Annotated in this window: 18 protein-coding genes and 2 pseudogenes; 6 read left to right on the top strand and 14 right to left on the bottom strand. The window is 62.8% G+C overall.

Annotated features, from left to right (window positions below):
- Positions 1-11: 11 nt before the first annotated feature.
- Both PE067_RS20285 and PE067_RS20280 read right to left on the bottom strand, forming a co-directional pair.
- Positions 12-689, bottom strand: a complete 678-nt coding sequence (locus PE067_RS20285) for a hypothetical protein (protein WP_276191556.1) — start codon at positions 687-689, stop codon at positions 12-14.
- On the bottom strand, positions 686-1,258 hold the full coding sequence (locus PE067_RS20280; protein ID WP_276191555.1) for a DNA methyltransferase: 573 nt from the start codon (positions 1,256-1,258) through the stop codon (positions 686-688). Before PE067_RS20280 ends, PE067_RS20285 begins: the two co-directional genes overlap by 4 nt.
- 82 nt (positions 1,259-1,340) lie before the next feature.
- On the opposite strand from PE067_RS20280, the gene PE067_RS20275 reads away from it, so the two are divergent.
- Positions 1,341-1,763 carry a hypothetical protein gene (locus PE067_RS20275; protein WP_276191554.1) on the top strand — a complete coding sequence of 141 codons (423 nt, stop codon included), beginning with the start codon at positions 1,341-1,343 and terminating at the stop codon, positions 1,761-1,763.
- 11 nt (positions 1,764-1,774) lie between these two features.
- Here the strand turns inward: PE067_RS20275 and PE067_RS22045 are convergent, their stop codons facing one another.
- The 6 genes from PE067_RS22045 to PE067_RS20250 form a co-directional block, all read right to left on the bottom strand.
- Positions 1,775-2,353: a hypothetical protein gene (locus PE067_RS22045; protein WP_346429739.1), complete on the bottom strand. Its 579-nt coding sequence runs from the start codon at positions 2,351-2,353 to the stop codon at positions 1,775-1,777.
- Positions 2,286-2,783 (bottom strand): helix-turn-helix domain-containing protein, encoded by a 498-nt coding sequence (locus PE067_RS22040; protein ID WP_346429738.1) that lies wholly within the window; start codon positions 2,781-2,783, stop codon positions 2,286-2,288. Before PE067_RS22040 ends, PE067_RS22045 begins: the two co-directional genes overlap by 68 nt.
- The gene (locus PE067_RS20265; RefSeq protein WP_276191553.1) at positions 2,780-3,175 is read right to left on the bottom strand and encodes a VRR-NUC domain-containing protein; all 396 of its coding nucleotides are present in this window, start codon (positions 3,173-3,175) and stop codon (positions 2,780-2,782) included. Before PE067_RS20265 ends, PE067_RS22040 begins: the two co-directional genes overlap by 4 nt.
- Positions 3,172-3,435: a hypothetical protein gene (locus PE067_RS20260; RefSeq protein WP_276191552.1), complete on the bottom strand. Its 264-nt coding sequence runs from the start codon at positions 3,433-3,435 to the stop codon at positions 3,172-3,174. The genes PE067_RS20265 and PE067_RS20260 overlap by 4 nt, the downstream gene beginning before the upstream one ends.
- Entirely contained in the window at positions 3,435-3,683 is a 249-nt protein-coding gene (locus PE067_RS20255) for a helix-turn-helix domain-containing protein (protein ID WP_043133696.1), read from the bottom strand. The genes PE067_RS20260 and PE067_RS20255 overlap by 1 nt, the downstream gene beginning before the upstream one ends.
- Before the next feature lie 71 nt (positions 3,684-3,754).
- Positions 3,755-4,990 (bottom strand): WYL domain-containing protein, encoded by a 1,236-nt coding sequence (locus tag PE067_RS20250; protein WP_276191550.1) that lies wholly within the window; start codon positions 4,988-4,990, stop codon positions 3,755-3,757.
- A gap of 442 nt (positions 4,991-5,432) precedes the next feature.
- On the opposite strand from PE067_RS20250, the gene PE067_RS20245 reads away from it, so the two are divergent.
- Positions 5,433-5,864, top strand: coding sequence for a hypothetical protein (locus PE067_RS20245; RefSeq protein WP_276191549.1), 432 nt, complete (start codon positions 5,433-5,435; stop codon positions 5,862-5,864).
- Here PE067_RS20245 and PE067_RS20240 read toward each other — a convergent pair.
- Positions 5,749-7,137: a site-specific integrase gene (locus PE067_RS20240; RefSeq protein WP_276191610.1), complete on the bottom strand. Its 1,389-nt coding sequence runs from the start codon at positions 7,135-7,137 to the stop codon at positions 5,749-5,751. The genes PE067_RS20245 and PE067_RS20240 overlap by 116 nt on opposite strands.
- A 422-nt stretch (positions 7,138-7,559) precedes the next feature.
- Between PE067_RS20240 and PE067_RS20235 the strand changes: the two genes are divergently transcribed.
- From PE067_RS20235 to arsA, 4 genes are all read left to right on the top strand, one after another.
- Complete coding sequence (locus PE067_RS20235) at positions 7,560-9,137, top strand: AAA family ATPase (RefSeq protein ID WP_276191548.1); 1,578 nt, start codon at positions 7,560-7,562, stop codon at positions 9,135-9,137.
- A gap of 71 nt (positions 9,138-9,208) precedes the next feature.
- Positions 9,209-9,976: a hypothetical protein gene (locus tag PE067_RS20230; RefSeq protein ID WP_276191547.1), complete on the top strand. Its 768-nt coding sequence runs from the start codon at positions 9,209-9,211 to the stop codon at positions 9,974-9,976.
- Positions 9,977-10,493: 517 nt separating this feature from the next.
- Complete coding sequence (locus tag PE067_RS20225; protein WP_276191545.1) at positions 10,494-10,799, top strand: type II toxin-antitoxin system RelE/ParE family toxin; 306 nt, start codon at positions 10,494-10,496, stop codon at positions 10,797-10,799.
- A 179-nt stretch (positions 10,800-10,978) separates the two neighbouring features.
- Positions 10,979-12,721 (top strand): arsenical pump-driving ATPase, encoded by a 1,743-nt coding sequence (gene arsA / locus PE067_RS20220; RefSeq protein ID WP_276191544.1) that lies wholly within the window; start codon positions 10,979-10,981, stop codon positions 12,719-12,721.
- Positions 12,722-12,768: 47 nt separating this feature from the next.
- Here arsA and arsH read toward each other — a convergent pair.
- The 5 genes and pseudogenes from arsH to PE067_RS20195 form a co-directional block, all read right to left on the bottom strand.
- Positions 12,769-13,503 (bottom strand): annotated as a pseudogene (arsH, locus tag PE067_RS20215) (arsenical resistance protein ArsH).
- A complete protein-coding gene (gene arsC, locus PE067_RS20210) occupies positions 13,481-13,909 on the bottom strand; it encodes an arsenate reductase (glutaredoxin) (RefSeq protein WP_276191543.1) in 429 nt (142 codons plus the stop codon). Before arsC ends, arsH begins: the two are co-directional and overlap by 23 nt.
- Positions 13,906-14,919, bottom strand: coding sequence for an ACR3 family arsenite efflux transporter (gene arsB, locus PE067_RS20205; protein WP_276191542.1), 1,014 nt, complete (start codon positions 14,917-14,919; stop codon positions 13,906-13,908). Before arsB ends, arsC begins: the two co-directional genes overlap by 4 nt.
- Positions 14,916-15,236 (bottom strand): metalloregulator ArsR/SmtB family transcription factor, encoded by a 321-nt coding sequence (locus tag PE067_RS20200; RefSeq protein WP_276191541.1) that lies wholly within the window; start codon positions 15,234-15,236, stop codon positions 14,916-14,918. The genes arsB and PE067_RS20200 overlap by 4 nt, the downstream gene beginning before the upstream one ends.
- A gap of 128 nt (positions 15,237-15,364) precedes the next feature.
- Positions 15,365-15,979 (bottom strand): annotated as a pseudogene (locus PE067_RS20195) (major capsid protein); the annotation flags it as partial.
- Between the last annotated feature and the right edge of the window lie 6 nt (positions 15,980-15,985).

Genomic DNA, 15,985 nt, shown 5'->3' with positions numbered 1-15,985 from the left:
ATAACCATCCCTTACCCGGATGAACGCACCCTCAGCCATGGATTCGCCTTTGGCATCGCTGCCGTCACCTCAACCTCCCGCAGCATCCCGCCTGCGATCAGCCCCTCTCTGACCCAGCCGAGTGCCTGCCGCCAGTCGTCATAGCCGCGCCGGGCGGCCTCGATCTGCTGCGGATGCGGAGAGAAGGTGACCGGGCAGGCGAGGATGTCGATGGTCTTCCACGTGGCGCGTGCGCCCGGGCCGCGCACGCGGATACGCTCCGTCCTTACGACGATGGCGCCCGCATGCGTGCCATGCTGGTTCTGCTTCACGATGGTCGGCACGCAGCGCGGGACAGCGCCCGGCATCCAGTCCGGGGTCAGCCCGGCGCGCGCCAGTTCGGCGACGCGGATTGCCATGCGCTTGCCGCCGAGGCTATCGGGGATCCATGCGACAGTTGCGGCGATCACCTCGGCATCCTCATGGGTGTAGCCGCCGATCTTGTGCTGGCCGCCGTCGATCTTGCAGCCGAGCACCGCGCGCTGCAGCAGGACGTATTCGAGGCCGAAGCCGAAGCCTTCCTCGGTGACGTCCGGGGGGAGAGGTAGTTCCAGTTGCGCCTGTTCGATCCGGAACGCCCATTCCAGCGCCGCCTGCACGCCCAGCGCGCGCTTGATCCTGGTGCCGCTGACGCGGCCGTGGAAGCTCATGGCTGCAATCCTTCAAGGAAATCCATCTGCGCCGGGCGCTGGGCATTGTCCGTCGGCCGCCAGATCCACGGGCCCGAGGCCATGGGCAGCTGCGAGAGCGCGCCACGCATGTGCCGCTGCCAGAGGGTGAACTCCGTTGCCGAGCAGGCGCAGAGCGCGTGCCCGATGGGCCAGCCCATCAGCCATCCGACGAAGAGCGGGTTCAGCCGCCGCCGCGACCTGCCCTTCAGGATCCGCCGCGAGACGACGCGCCCATGCGAGGCAATCATCGAAGCCCAGAGCGGGCGCGAGATCGGGGCGTGATGCGAGGACCGTGGCCCATCCGGGAAGGTCGCCGGGGCCGGGCGGATGAAGCCCTGCTCCGCCCGGTAGTGCAGCAGGTCCATCCGGGACTTGCCGTCCGTGCGGATGATGCTGGCCTCGCTGCTGCCCTTCCAGTTCTGCGCGGCCGGGGTCGGCCAGTGGTTCGGCAGGGCCTTCGCGATGCCCAGCGCCAGCGCCTCGGCCTTCCGGGTGAAGTCGCTGTTCCCCGCCGGGTTGTAGCGGCCGGTGCCGGGATGCAGGCTCATCGGTGTGGGCCAGGATGAAGATGCGCAGCCGCTCGTGCGGCGCGCCGACCTCTGCCGCCGAGAACAGGCCCGCCGCAGGCCTGTGGCCCAATCCCCAAAGCTCTCGCAGGACGGTCTCGAGGCCGAGGGTGACCTGACCGGCGACGTTTTCGAGGAAGACCCATTCGGGACGGCATTCGCCGATGACGCGGGCAACATCGGGCCAGAGGTGACGGGGGTCGCCGGCGCCGCCACGCTTTCCGGCCGCGCTGAAGGGCTGGCGGGGATATCCTGCGAGGACGGCATCGAAGGCGCCGCGGAACGGTCGGGCGTCAAAGCTGCGCAGGTCGGTCCAGATCGGGGCCAGGGCGAAGTATCCTGCGCGCTGGGCGGCGATGAGGACAGTGCGGGGCCAGTCCTCCCATTCGACGAAGGCGCGGGTGTGATGGCTTGGCTCGGCGAGCATGAGGCCCAGATCAAGGCCTCCGCCGCCTGCGCAGAGGGACAGTCCGTGCCGGGGACGTGACACCATGCCATTCACCGCACCCCTCGTTCGCGCAGGCGCTCGGCCGTGACCAGCCCCCGGGCCAGCATGGCATCGCGCATCGTGTTGCTGATCGCGCTGACCGGCGAATACCGGTCGGAGTTGACCAGATCGGCGTAGAAGGCGGGCAGGTCGGTGATCGGCTTCGCTGCCGGGGCAGGGGGTGTCTTGGGCGTCCGCCGTTTCCTGCCTGCATCCTCGACCTTGCGCTGGGCGGCGCGCTGCATGGCGCGGTCCAGCGCCTTCGGCCCATCGGGCGGTTCGGGATGCTCCTGGCGGCTGGCCTCGGCCGTTTCGATGATCTCCGCCTCGGTCAGCCCCAGCTCGTGGCGCCAGCGCTGGACGTGCAGCCGGGGCGGCCAGCCTTGCCACCAGCCGGGCAGGGCGGCGGGATCGAGGCCCAGCGCCGCGAGCAGCTCTCCGAAAACCTCATCGGAGATCGCCGCGCGCGCCTGCGCGCCCTCCTCCTCCTTTACTGGTTTCCTTAGAGGTTCCCTTACAGGGTTAGTGTCCGAAATCCGGACACGGCTTTCGGCATTTTCCGGACACGGCTCGTCCGGAAAATCGGACACGGCTCCGGCATCCTCCCCGTGTCCGAAATCCGGACACGGCAGCGCTTCCGACCCAACGTCGGCGTGCGAACCCGCCGCCATGTCGGAGATTCCCGCGCCGCGATCCTCCCCGTGTCCGATTTCCGGACACGGCACCGCAGCTACAGGTGTGAAGCCAGGGCTCGAACCCCAGGATGTAGCGTGTCGGCAGCTGGCGCTTGGTCACGGGATCGAGCCGCGGCACCCGCCGCAGCAGGCCCACGGCTTCGAGCTGGCCAAGATGATCGTTCAGCGTCGACCGGCTGATCTCGCAGTCATGCGCCAGCCGGTCCTGCGAGGGGAAGCAGCCGTAGTCGGGGTTGAACCGATCGCAGAGGTGCCAGAGCACGATCTTGGTCGTGGGCTTCAACCCGCGCTGCTTGATGGCCCAGTTGGTGGCCTCGTGGCTCATGGCGCGGGCCTCCGCGGGGCAGGGGCGATCCGCGTGGTGAAGCCGTGATCGGCCAGCGCGCCCAGCGCGTCGTCGAGACTGCGCACCAGCGCCCAGCCGAACCCCTGCGCCAGAACAGCATCGCGGAATGCCTCCTGTTCCGGCCGCAGCCGCCCTTTCGGCGCCTTCAGCTCGAGGAACAGCACGCGGCCGTCGCAGAGCACCATCAGATCGGCGAAACCAGCATGGACGCCCATACCGACAAGGATCGCCTGGCGCTTGGCTCCGCGGGGCCCGGCCTCCGTCACCTCGTTGGCGCAGTGATGGATGATGGCCGAGCGGGGCAGCGCGATGCGCAGCGCCTGCACGACGGCGCGCTGCAAATCGGCCTCGGGAGTTCCGCGCCGCTTCATCGGCGGACCTCTGGGTCGAGGCCCTGCGCGCGGCGATGGCGGGCCGGGCATCGGGCCTCGACCGCAAAGAGCAAGGCCCGGGCATCGCGGCGTTCGCGTTCCGACTGGCCGTGGGTAGTCAGCACCTGACAGGCAAGGCGGACGAGGTGGTCGGAATGGTGCGCGACATTGGCGACGACGGTGCGCGCCTCGGCCAGACGCTGCGCGCGCCGGGCGGGATCGACAGCAGGGCGCCGGGCGGGGCGATGTGGGGCGGCCATCAGCGCCGCCCCCGGGTTTTCGGCGCGGGGCGGACCTGCTCCTGCGCGCGGATCCACGCCTCGACCGAGGTGCGCCGATAGAACACCTTGCGCCCGATGCGGGTGCAGGGCGGGCCTTCGTGGCGGGCTTCCCACCTGGCGAGGGTGTCGCTGGCAACGCCCAACTCACCCGCAAGCTGGTCGCGGCTGATCCAGTCCGCGAGGAGGTTCAGGGGCTGGCCCTCGGGGGCAGCGGTCGTGGTCTGCATCTCGTACTCCCATCCAGATCCCGGTCGATGCCGGAGACGGGGCGAGGCAAGCAGAGCGGTGGGACCGGAACCTAGGCGGAGACCGGAACTGACAGGCAAAGGGCCATTCCGGCCCAAGTTTCATTGGGGATTGCTGGCCTGCCCGGAAACCGGAATTGCAGATGCGCCCAGCGCCATTCCGCCATTTCCGGTGATTGTGCGCGCGTTGATTCTGCGGATTGGCGCGGATCGCCGCGCTGATCCGCAATCATCGACACATGGCTGCGACGGTGGGCCGGAACGGGACGCTGCCGTTCCGGCGGTGCGGTGTCGGGGTAGGGCGGGGAAGTCCGGTCGGCGGTGCGCCTCGACCATGGCCCGCAGTTCGGGCGGCGAGAGCACCTCGACGGTGTCGCCCCACTGCAGAGGTGCCAGGCCATCTCGAGCCACCCTCCGGCTGTGAAGCGGACGGTCAGGCTGCCGTCGCCCTCGGTCGTCACCTCCTGGTCGGGATGAAACAGGAAGTCGCGCGCAACAGGCGCCGCCGCAGGCGAGAACCGCCATTCGACCGGGGCCAACTCTGCCTCCGAGTGAAACGAGCCGAAGGCGCGGGCGGCATGGGCGCGCAGGTCGAAATCCGGATCGCGCTTGAAGGACGACGCCATCAGCTGAGCCTTGCGGATCCGGTCGAGTCGGAAATGCCGGAAGCTTGACCCGTTCCCGATCTCGCGGGCGATCAGGTAGCCACGCATGCCGAACAGCACGCCATAGGGTTCGATCTGCCGCGTTCGCGGGCTGGCGTCCTGTGCCCCGGCATAGTCGATCTGCATCGTGAACGGACCCTTCAGCGCCGCGTCGATGGTCCCGAGGGTTATGGGATCGTACTTGGCTCGCGGCCCGGGGCGGCAGGCATGGCCACGGGCTTCCAGCACCGCCTCAGCATCCGCCTCGGCGCGGCGTGCGTGGGAGGATGGCATGGTGGCAAGAAGCCGGTCCCGCAGCGAGGTCAGCGCCGAAACCTCGGTTGCGGCACCGTCCCGCTCGGCGCGGCGAATGCCCATCTCCAGCGCCGACAATTCGCTGTCCCGAATGCCCTGCCCATGGAGCAGTTTCTGCTCGTTCAGTTTCCACCACTTGCGCCGGTCCTTGTCGATGCGGGTCTCGACCATGGGAAAGGCTGCCTCCAGCGCCTTCGACATGCGCTGCGCGGTGCGCAGGTTCACGCCGAAGGTCTCGGTGATCTGCACCAGGCTGATTCCGTCCGCCTGCGCGGCGGCCACTTCTGCCAGCCGCATGATGTCGATGGCCTTGCCCAGACGCTTGTTCACACTTCTTGATCCCTGACCGAACCTGTCAGGGTGAGATAGTGCAAATTCGCGCGAAAGGCGAGTAGCCTGAAACCGTCAGATCAAGGCGATTCCCATGATCCCCGACGGCCAATGACGGGCAATCCAGCCCGAACAATAACGCACGCCTTGTGGGAGGGGCGGGGAAATGGTGCCGACATCCAAACACGCGCCGACAAGTCTCTGTTTGCAAACAGCATCCCTGCCGCATGCCTTTCTGACCTGGGATTTATCGATTGCAGAAAGGAGACCGCCGCGATGAACCTGCCGCCCCGCCCCTTCTATTCCCTGACCGAGATTTCTGCTCGCTGGGGTTGCACTGCTGCCGATGTCGCCGGGTGGTCCGCGACCGGTCTTCTCTCGCTGAACACCAGCATCGCCTCGGTCATCTGCGGCAGGCAGCCCGTGGCGGGAATCGTACGAGGTGAGCGCGGCCGACATGATGCGGATGTTCCGTCGCCATGGGCCGAGCGACGAGGAATGCCGCGTCTACCGGATCCGGCTGCCCGGAACCACCGAGTGGCAGTTCATCACCGACCCGACCGATGGGGTGCTGGTGAAGATCACCGACCTGCTGCTCTTGGCCGACGAGGTCCACAAGTTCGAGGACGAGCGCGATCTGCTGCGGCGCCCGGCATCCCCGCCGGGATCCGCGCCTCGATACGATTGGGAAGAGGTGAACCTGATGCTGTTCCGCCGCATTAACGAACAGGGCCTGCCCGCGACGCAGGGCGAACTGATCAATGAGGTGCAGGACTGGTTCGCCCAGAACTCGCCGAACGGCGACATTCCCGAGGAAAGCACAACTCGCAAGAAGATCGCGCCGATCTGGCGGGTGCTGCGCGAGCGGGACTGACCGGCCGCGCGCCGCGATCAGGCGCTTTTCTGCTCTGGTCGGCGTCATGGACTAGCTGCGGCCGCGGCCGGAAGATGCTGGCGACGACATTCACCCCGTGGCGGAGGGGCGAGTCCATCAGATGCGCATACCGCTGGGTCGTCGTCATCTGCGAATGGCCCAGCAGCTTGCCGATCATTTCGAGCGAGGCCCCGCCGCTGACAAGGAGAGACGCGAAAGTGTGACGCAGGTCGTGGATCCGGACACCGGGCAGGTTGGCCTGCTTCTGGATCCCGACCCAGAACCGGCGGATTTCCTTGACTGGCTGGCCGGGTGTGTCGCCGGGGAACAGCCACGGATTTCCACGCGGGACCAGCAGGCTGCGCTGGCGGACGATGGCCGCGACGTCGTCGGAAATCGGGATGCGGTGGATCTTGCGCTGCTTGGTCGTCGAAGCGGGCTTCGACCAGCTGAGCAGATCGAGGTTGAACTGTTCGAACCGCGCCTGCCGCACCTCGCCCACCCGGGCGCCAGTCAGCATGCAGAGCCGGATGATCCCGGCCGCGCGCTGGTCCTCGGCCGCATCCAGCACCTTTGCCAGACGGGCGATCTCGTCGGGCGACAGGAACCGTTCCCGCTCCGTCTCGATCCGGCGGCGAAAGCCGCTGGCCGGGTTGTCGGTGCGCATGCCCCATTCGATGGAGAGCGAAAACATCTTGCGCAGCACCTCGCCCACCCGGTTGGCGCGCACCGGCGTGGGCTTCGGCCCCTGCAGCTTGCGCGCCCTGTTGTTTGGCTTCGCCTTCGACGGCCGGGCTCGGCCCGCGGCGATCTTGTTCAGGAGCTTCTCGACATCGGCCTTGGTGATCTCTGTCACCAGCTTCTTGTTCCAGTCCGGGCCGACCAGCTTGTGCATGATGGTGTGATGGTCGGCCGCGCTGCGGGGCGCGAGGTTGGGCGTGTGTTCAGCCAGATAGCGGTCGATCAGATCACTGATCCGCGGCGCTTCCCGTGCCGCCTGGCGCTGGCTGAGGGGATCGCCACCTTCGTCGATCTCGCGCCGTAGCTGCTTGGCCCGTTCGCGGGCGGCCGTCGCGGTCCATTCCGGCCAGCGCCCGATGGTCATCCGCCGCTGGCGCCCGGCGACCCGGTAGTCCAGCGTGAAGGCCCGGTTTCCGGAAGGGTAGATGGTGACCGAGAACCCCCGCACATCCGTGTCGAAGATCTGGTAGTCCCGCCCCAGGTTCGCCGCCTCACGGACGGTTTTCTCGTTCAGTTTCAGCCTCTTGACTATGCATCGCTCCATCTTGCTCGTCCCGACATGAGGCGTGGATCTGCGCCTGGATCAAGGCAAGCATGGAGGGAAGACCGGAAAGGAGGCGGAGACCGGAAATGCACCGGGGCATAAAGCTCCTAATCGGTTTACGATGTTTTGCGGCGCGCGTGGTGTGCTTCATATAACCGAGAACGCTTATCGGGCTGTCAGCGCCGAGACGCCGCTAGCGTCGGAGCGCACCAATCCGTCCAAGCGTCTGCAACCAACCAGATACCCGCGGCGGCGAGGCCTCGATCAAGCACCATGCAGTAGTCATCGGAGCCAGGTAACCTCCCAAGCAGCATTGATCTGACCATGGGAATGGATAACATGTGGCGAGACACGGTGATCCAGCACGCCCTCATGCGAAAGTGGCACAGGATAGTGTGCAAGGAGGTATTTTGAATTTCTTTTATTGTGCGGATTTTCCGAAATCTCCAGAGCGTAATGCGGTATATCTGATACACGATAACTGGAACGACTGGTTCTATTGGGTTACCCAGTTCACGGCCTATTACGTTTCTGAAGGGGGCGAATTGCACTCACTTGGGAGTGTGAAAATTGCTCAGGAGCGTATGGTCTCTGAGGATCAAAAGACTGGTCAAGAGCCGTACAAGACGAACGCTCCGGAACTCCCAGAGAGCTTTTCCAAACTGCCAGAGGACTTCTTCTCAGTTGGGCAAGGGGAGAACTATTATGAAAGTGTTCGCTCGCTAGCTCCGGCAATCGGAAATGAAATTCTGCAGAATCTCAGGGATTGCGCATATGATCTTCTAATCTTTGATCGTTATGCTCAGCACCCCGCAATGAGGAAATCGTTACTCAGAGACATCGGTGAGAGGCATCTGAGAGAGCGTCTCCATGAGCTTGCAATTGGCAATTCAAACCTTAGTCAGTTTGATTTCTCGTATCTTTTTCCTCAGAAGGACCCTCATGGATCAGATGTGCGCCTAAATTTCAACGTCCGGCCGCACACAACACCCCCAACTAACGTTCATGCTATCATCGGCCGAAATGGCGTTGGGAAGACAACGCTATTCAGGGGGCTAATCCAAGGCGTTCTCAAGATCAAAGATGGTGATGAGCAAGTTGGTAGCTTAGAGACGCCAGAGGGAGACGAAGGTTGGGTTCCAGATCAAGAGTACTTCACGGCACTTTCACTCGTGTCATACAGCCCATTCGATAGATTTGGGCCGATTTCACAAAAGTCTCTGCCCGCAGGTGTGAAGTACTCTTATGTAGGCTTGATGAAGTTTGCAGATGGAAAGGATGGTTCGCTCGCACCTAAGTCTTTTGACGATCTCTTTGCCGAGTTCATTCTGAGTATGGAGGCGTGCTTGCAGGGTGTTAGGCGAGAGCGCTGGCATGCTTGCCTGGAAATTCTTGAAAGCGACCCGCTCTTCAAGGAAGCAGAGATATCGTCGCTCTCGAACGCCTCGGGGAAGGATTTCGTCGACAAAAGCAAGTGGCAGAACGATGTTAATAAGCTCCTTCGCCGACTGAGTTCAGGTCATTTGATTATTCTTCTGATAGTTACCCGCTTGATTGAGGTAACTGAAGAACGCTCGCTCACGCTAATTGACGAGCCAGAAGCGCATCTACATCCACCGTTGACTTCTGCATTCGTTCGCGCCGTCTCATATCTAATGGGAGAGCGGAATGGTGTCGCTGTGGTTGCAACGCACTCTCCAGTTGTTCTTCAGGAAGTCCCTGCCAGCTGCGTCTGGATTTTGAATCGAACTGGGCGGTTCCTAGTAGGATGCAGGCCAGACGGCGAAACATTTGGTGAGAATGTTGGACAGCTGACTCGTGAAGTATTCAGCCACGAGCTGTTGAATACAGGCTTTTACAGGATGATTTTGGAAGCCGCTGAAAAGTTTGATGATTTCGAGAAGATCATGGAGTCATTTGGAGGCCAACTTGGTGGTGAGGCCCGTGCACTTGCGCGTTCCATGATCAGGCAGAAGAATAAAAAGTAACTATGCTCAGTATTCCAAGGCCGCAAATTGATCCACTTGAGATTTTTCGTCGTTGTGCCACTGCGCAGTCTGTGCGTTTAGAGGCGCTTCTCCCCGCGGTTTCGCCAATCATTGAGCAGGAATATGTTGCCTATCAGGCCGCTATGGAATTGGAGAGTGTAGTAGAATTTCCTCGATCCAGTAAGGTGGGCAGTTTTGAGAAGGATGATCTTCTTTCACTGTACAGTGATCAATTGGTTAAGAAGTCCGGTGTGTGCCGTGAAGAGTACGAGAGACTGCTTGCGTCTGCTCCTAGGAAAAAATGTCCAATGTGTTCAGAAAGTACCGTTACCGCATTGGATCATCATCTGCCCAAGTCTAGTTATTTTCGACATGCAGTTAATCCGCTGAATCTTGTACCGATTTGCTCTAGGTGCAATGAGGCAAAGAAGCATACTATGCCAAACGCTGAGGATAAGCAGTTTATGCATCCTTACTTCGATGATTTCAGCGGCGTTCAATGGCTTGACTTTGTGATCCTCCAGGAAAGCCCTATCGAAATAGAGTTTCGAGCGAGGAGGCCAGAGGGTGTGAGCGATAGGGCATTTGCGAAGATTAAGAGTCATTTTTCCCGTCTCAAGCTTAATGAGCTCTACACATCAAATGCTATTGTCATGCTTGACGACCTAAAGGAGACATTTTCGAAATTTCATGACGACAATGATTGGGTCTCGGTTAGAGATGAACTGTCCGACCATTTACGCAGAAGTAGCAGGCGAAAGGACTCCTGGGAACACGCTATGTTTTCAGTCCTTTGTGATTGTGAGTGGTATATAGAAGGAGGCTTTAAGAACATATAGTTAAGTTTTTGTTGCTGAGTTGAACGGTGGAGCTCGGTTGAGATGTTTGTCGTCCTTTTGGTTTCGTCTCTGCGATTAAAGTGATTTCGCCCATTTCCCTGGCACCTCAACGCCACCTCAACCTTAGGATCGCTTTGAACGTCGCTTTGACGCGTGGAATCCAACGCTATAGCGTTTGGTGCAGCCAGGATCCGTCAACAAGAGCGCGGTCAGACAGCACATTTTTGTTTAAGAGATTGATAGAGATGAACTTTGCGTCTTCATTGAAATCCGGCTCATAACCTGAAGGCCGCAGGTTCAAATCCTGCCCCCGCAACCAAAATAATTCGTAATATCAGAGACTTAAAAGCCGAGCATAACGCTCGGCTTTTGTCATTCCAAATTCTTGTCAACACCTGGTCAACGCTTTACCAGCCCCCCATCGACGGTGCGGATAATCGTCGTCGGAGCCATCCGTCACTTCGGAAGATCCTCCCGAAACCGGTCCATCTGATGCATCCGCTCGTTCCACCCTCTCGTGGCGCGTGATCTCGACGCCATCGCACGATGGATCCTCGATTATGCCGGGACGGATTTCGCGGCGCGGAAGATGACCGAGATTGAGACCGCCATCGCTACCCAGGGGGACACGCCGCACAAGGGAAGTCTCCGAACCGAAATTGTCCCCGGACTGCGTGCCATCCCGGCCGGGCGAAAAGCCGTCATCGGCTTTATGGTGGATGACGATGCCGCCGAGGTGCTGATCTACGCCGTTACCTATGGCGACGCGGATTGGGTCATTCGCGACAGGGAGCGTAGTCCGCAAAAGCGAACATCGCCCTAATCGGCCTGCGAAATGACCAACGACATATTGGAAGGAGTTGCTCCGACCGAGACCGTCAATGCCCTGCCTTAGCCGCTGAGGACTGTCGAGTGACAGTCCGGTTGCGGTCGGTCTTGATGCAGGTCATCGTCCGCATGAGCCCAATCGATGTAGAATAATCCGGTTTTCAGGAGATCCAATTGCCGCAAGCCGAACCGTTCCAGGATCCCACCCGCTACCTTTTCTTCACTGGCAAAGGCGGGGTGGGGAAGACTTCTCTGAGTTGCGCGGTGGCGCTGTCCCTCGCGGATGCTGGGCGGCGGGTAATGCTGGTCAGCACGGACCCGGCCTCGAACCCGGATGAGATGCTCGGAGTGGCTCTGTCGGATCAGCCAAAGCCCGTCCCGGATGCGCCGGGCTTGTTCGCCATGAACATTGACCCTGACAAGGCGGCCGAGGATTACCGGATCCGCGTCTTGGACCAGATGGGGCCCGAGGCAACGGATGAGGACCGCGCCACGGTGCGCGAACAACTCTCGGGTGCCTGCACCATCGAGATCGCGGCTTTCGACGAATTCGTCGGCCTCCTGGCGGGCGACGTGGAGGGGTTCGACCATGTCATCTTCGACACGGCACCTACGGGGCATACACTGCGCCTGCTGAGCCTGCCGCGGGCATGGACGGGTTTCCTTAAAGGCAATGATCGCGGGGCGTCCTGCCTTGGACCTCATTCCGGGCTGAAGATGCAGGAGGAACGCTTCAAGGCGGCGCTGGCGACGCTGTCTGATCCGGGGCAGACGTCGATCGTTCTGGTCACCCGGGCCGATCGCGGTGCGGTCCGCGAAGCGGCGCGAACATCGGACGAACTGCGGGCACTGGGTCTGGGCAACCAGAGGCTTGTCATCAACGGTGTATTCCATGCCTCCGGTCAGGGCGATGCGGTAGCAGAAGGACTTGCCCGCGATCATGCGGCGGTGATCGCGGCGCTGCCCGCAAACCTTGCTGCGCTGCCACGAGACGAGGTGCCGCTCCGGTCTTTCGACATGGTGGGCCTGCCCGCCCTGCGTGCGCTCTTCCAAGACGAGCGGCCAGTGGCGGCGGCGGTGGTGCCTGCGGGGATCGACGGCGCAGGTCTCGATGCGATGGTTGACGAACTGGCGCAGCCGGGGCGGGGCCTGATCATGGTGATGGGCAAGGGCGGCGTCGGCAAGACGACCGTCGCTGCTGCCGTGGCGGTGGGTCTGGTGAAACGGGGCCACAAGGTCCATTCGACGACGACCGATCCAGCGGCGCATGTGTCGCTTGTGGTCGACGGCAACCTTGACGGCCTGACTGTGGATCGGATCGACCCCGTGGTCGAGACAGCACGCTATGTCGAGAAGGTTCTGGCCACCAAGGGCCGCGATCAGGACGAAGCTGACCGCGCGCTGATGCGGGAAGACCTCGCCTCGCCCTGCACCGAGGAGGTGGCGGTGTTCCACGCCTTCTCGCGCATCGTGGCCGAGGCGCGCGGGGCCTTTGTTGTCATGGATACCGCACCAACGGGGCATACCCTGCTGCTTCTGGATGCGACGGGCGCCTATCACCGGCAGATGACGCAGGACATGGGAACGGTGCAGGGGCGGATCGTGACGCCGCTGATGCGCCTCCAGGACCCCGATTACACCAAGGTCATCCTCGTCGCGCTGCCTGAGACGACGCCGGTATCCGAGGCCGCAAGTCTGCAGGACGACTTGCGGCGGGCTAGGATCGAGCCGTGGGGATGGGTCGTGAACCGGTCGCTGGCGCGAACGGGGACGACCGATCCTCTGCTTCAGCGCCGGATCATGGGCGAGGCTGCCCAGATCGCGCGGATCAGGAATGGGCTGGCGCGGCGGATGTATCTGGTCCCCTTCCTGGCCGAACCGCCGGTGGGGGTGCCAGCGCTTCTTTCACTGACCTGAACTCCGTCAGATGATCTGGCAGGCGACGTTGAAAGCATCGATGCGCCTCAGGTCGCGGCTGAAAGGTTCACGCGCTTCATCAGTGCCTCGGCACTTTCCTTGCGTTCGGAATAGCGGTCCACGAGGTATTCCGCCCGGTCACGGGTCAGCAGGGTGAACTTGACCAATTCCTCCATCACATCGACGATCCGATCATAAAGCGGCGAGGGGCGCATCCGCCCGGCCTCGTCGAACTCCTGGAACGCCTTGGGGATGGAGGACTGGTTCGGGATCGTCAGCAGCCGCATCCAGCGGCCAAGAACGCGCATCTGGTTGACCGCGTTGAAGCTTTGCGATCCGCCCGAGACCTGCATGACGGCCAGCGTCTTGCCCTGCGTCGGGCGCACCGCGCCATCGGAAAGCGGGATCCAGTCGATCTGCGTCTTCATCAGGCCGGTCATGGCGCCGTGCCGTTCGGGGCTGGACCAGACCATTCCCTCGCACCAAGCCACTCAGGTCGCGCAGTTCACGCACCTTGGGGTGGCTTGCATCCACGCCGTCATCGACCAGCGGCAGGCCGGAAGGGTTGAAGACCCGGACCTCGGCCCCGAGGCCGCCGTCGGGATGCGAGGCGGCTTCCTCGGCCGCAAGCCGCGAAAGCTGCGGCTGCGGAGAGAGCCGTAGAGGATCAGGATGCGCGGCGGATGCACACAGGCAGTGCCGCCGAACAGCCTGTCGCAGTCGATGCCGGGGAAGAGGACATCGTCGATGTTGGGAGTATCAGACAAGACGGTTTCCCTCATGGTCGATGATCAGCTGCCCGTCCTCCTTGGCCAGCGGGCCGGGGGGCAGGCGATCCAGCAGGTCCAGCACCACCTCGGACGGGCGGCACAGGCGCACCCCCTTGGGCGTGCAGACGATGGGGCGGTTCACCAGAACGGGATGCGCGACCATCGCGTCCAGCAGCTGATCGTCTGTCACGCTCTCGGCGGTCAGTCCCAGTTCCTCGGCAGGCGTGCGGGCCACACGCAGCGCCTCGCGCAGGGTGATCCCGGCGGCCGCGAACAGCGCCAAAAGCTGCGGGCGGGTCCAGCCTTCGGTCAGGTAGTCGATCACGACCGGCTCGTATCCGGCGGTGCGGATGATCCCGAGGACATTGCGCGAGGTGCCGCAGCCCGGGTTGTGGTGGATAACGACGGGAAAGCTCATGTCGGGAACCTTTCACGGGTGCGGTTGGCGAAGGCGACCAGCGACAGCATCACCGGCACTTCGACCAGCACACCGACCACCGTCGCGAGCGCCGCGCCCGAGTTGAGGCCGAAAAGCCCGATGGCGACCGCGACCGCCAGTTCGAAAAAGTTCGACGTGCCGATCAGCGCGCAGGGGGCGGCCACCTTGTGCGGCAGCCTCCACGCATAGGCCCGAGCATAGCCAAGCGCGAAAATGCCGTAGGACTGGATGATGATCGGCACCGCGATCAGAGCGATCAGCAGGGGTTGGGCGATGATGATCTGCCCCTGAAAGCCGAACAGCAGGATCACGGTCAGAAGCAGGCCGAGGACCGAGGCAGGCTTGATCCGGGCCGTGAAGGCCTCAACCGATTGCCCCCGCGCGATCAGGGCGCGCCGCGTCAGCGCCCCGGCGATCAGCGGAATGACGATGTAGAGGACCACCGACAGGATCAGCGTTTCCCACGGCACGCTGATATCCGTTACACCCAGCAGGAAGGCGACGATCGGCGCAAAGCCCACCACCATGACCAAATCGTTCACGCTGACCTGCACCAGCGTGTAGTTCGGATCACCCTTCGTCAGTTGCGACCAGACGAACACCATCGCAGTGCAGGGCGCGGCGCCTAGCAGGATCAGCCCTGCGATGTATTCGGGCGCTTTCGTCGGGTCGATCAGTCCGGCGAAGAGGTGGTTGAAGAACAGAACCCCAAGCGCCGCCATCGTGAACGGTTTGATCAGCCAGTTGATCACCAGCGTGATGATCAGCCCCTTCGGCCGACGCCCGACATCCTTGAGCGAGCCGAAGTCGATGGCGATCATCATCGGATAGACCATCGCCCAGATCAGCACCGCCACGACAAGATTGACCGAGGCATACTCCAGCCCGGCCAGCACACCGAACAGGGCCGGCGCAAGGTTGCCCAGCACCAGACCCGCAAGGATGCAGAGGGCGACCCACAGGGTCGGCCAGCGTTCGAACAGGCTCATGGGGTTTCCTTCCGGGTGGGGACGCAGCAGGCATCGCCGGGGGGCGGTGTCAGGCTGGCGATGAACTCAGCGAGGGGAGCCAGTGAAGCGGGGTTCAACGCATAGCAGACGCGCGGGCCGTCGATCTCGCCCGAGATGATCCCCGCCACCTTGAGGATGCGCAGGTGCTCGGACACCGTGGACTGCGCAAGCCCGACAGCATCCACGATGTCACCGCCGATGCAGCCGGGGGTGGCCAGCAAAAGCCGAAGGATGCGAATGCGCGCGGGATGCGCCAGCGCCTTGGCCAGATCTGCAAGATGATCGCTCTGCGGCACGTGTGATTCCAAACTTTTCGTTAATCGTCGATAGACGATATAACTTTCGCTACGAGAGAACAAGGCTGAGAAAAGCGATGCTGCAGCCCTTTGCCTATCGTTCAGTCCTTACCGGCACGCCCGCGCCTGACCAGCGCATGGACCGAGGTCATCGCCTCGCCCAAGAGGTTGTCCTCGATGGCGCGCAGCACCTCGCGGACCTTGCCCTGCACGTTGGTGCCAGCCGTGCCGAGGACGAAGTCGACCGAGATCTGCGTCAGGCCGAATTCGGTAAAGTAGTTGTAGAGTGTCGTCCCGGCCCCGTCCCTCACGATGCCGCGGAGCGCGTTCATCTCCATGTATTCGCGGGTCTGGGCATGTTTGCGCCGCATGAGGAGCAGCTTGCGGTTCATCACCTCGACCAGAGGATCGGCCGCATCGAAAGCGCCGCCCAGCGCTGGCTGCCCCTGGATGTCGGCGGGCAGGACCACGTCGTCATGCGGGATCCACGGCAGGGCGAAGGACCGCATGGACCGGCCTTCCCGGGTGCCGACTGTGGCCGGGCCGCCGAGCGGGACCGAGGGCAGCAGGCTGAGGACGCCCTCGTATTGTTCGATGATGACGGACCGTTGGCTGACCCCTTCGAAGCGAAAGAGGCCGATCTGGGCGAGGCGCGTGTAGAGGTTGGGCAGGATGTTGATGGCCTGCGTCATCTCGGCCAGCGAATAGCCGCCAGCGTCGAAGGGATTGCGGACGAGGGTCATGGGGAT

It is taken from the genome of Paracoccus sp. DMF-8 (assembly GCF_029309835.1).
Taxonomy (GTDB): Bacteria; Pseudomonadota; Alphaproteobacteria; order Rhodobacterales; family Rhodobacteraceae; genus Paracoccus.
Note: the sequence above shows the minus strand (reverse complement) of the source record. Positions and strands in the feature narration are given on the sequence as shown.

Bases quoted from the DNA above. Each gene is read 5' to 3' on its own strand.
- PE067_RS20285 (WP_276191556.1), bottom strand. From the start codon at position 689: ATGAGCTTCCACGGCCGCGTCAGCGGCACCAGGATCAAGCGCGCGCTG.
- PE067_RS20280 (WP_276191555.1), bottom strand. From the start codon at position 1,258: ATGAGCCTGCATCCCGGCACCGGCCGCTACAACCCGGCGGGGAACAGC.
- PE067_RS22040 (WP_346429738.1), bottom strand. From the start codon at position 2,783: ATGAGCCACGAGGCCACCAACTGGGCCATCAAGCAGCGCGGGTTGAAG.
- PE067_RS20265 (WP_276191553.1), bottom strand. From the start codon at position 3,175: ATGAAGCGGCGCGGAACTCCCGAGGCCGATTTGCAGCGCGCCGTCGTG.
- PE067_RS20260 (WP_276191552.1), bottom strand. From the start codon at position 3,435: ATGGCCGCCCCACATCGCCCCGCCCGGCGCCCTGCTGTCGATCCCGCC.
- PE067_RS20255 (WP_043133696.1), bottom strand. From the start codon at position 3,683: ATGCAGACCACGACCGCTGCCCCCGAGGGCCAGCCCCTGAACCTCCTC.
- arsC (WP_276191543.1), bottom strand. From the start codon at position 13,909: ATGAGCTTTCCCGTCGTTATCCACCACAACCCGGGCTGCGGCACCTCG.
- arsB (WP_276191542.1), bottom strand. From the start codon at position 14,919: ATGAGCCTGTTCGAACGCTGGCCGACCCTGTGGGTCGCCCTCTGCATC.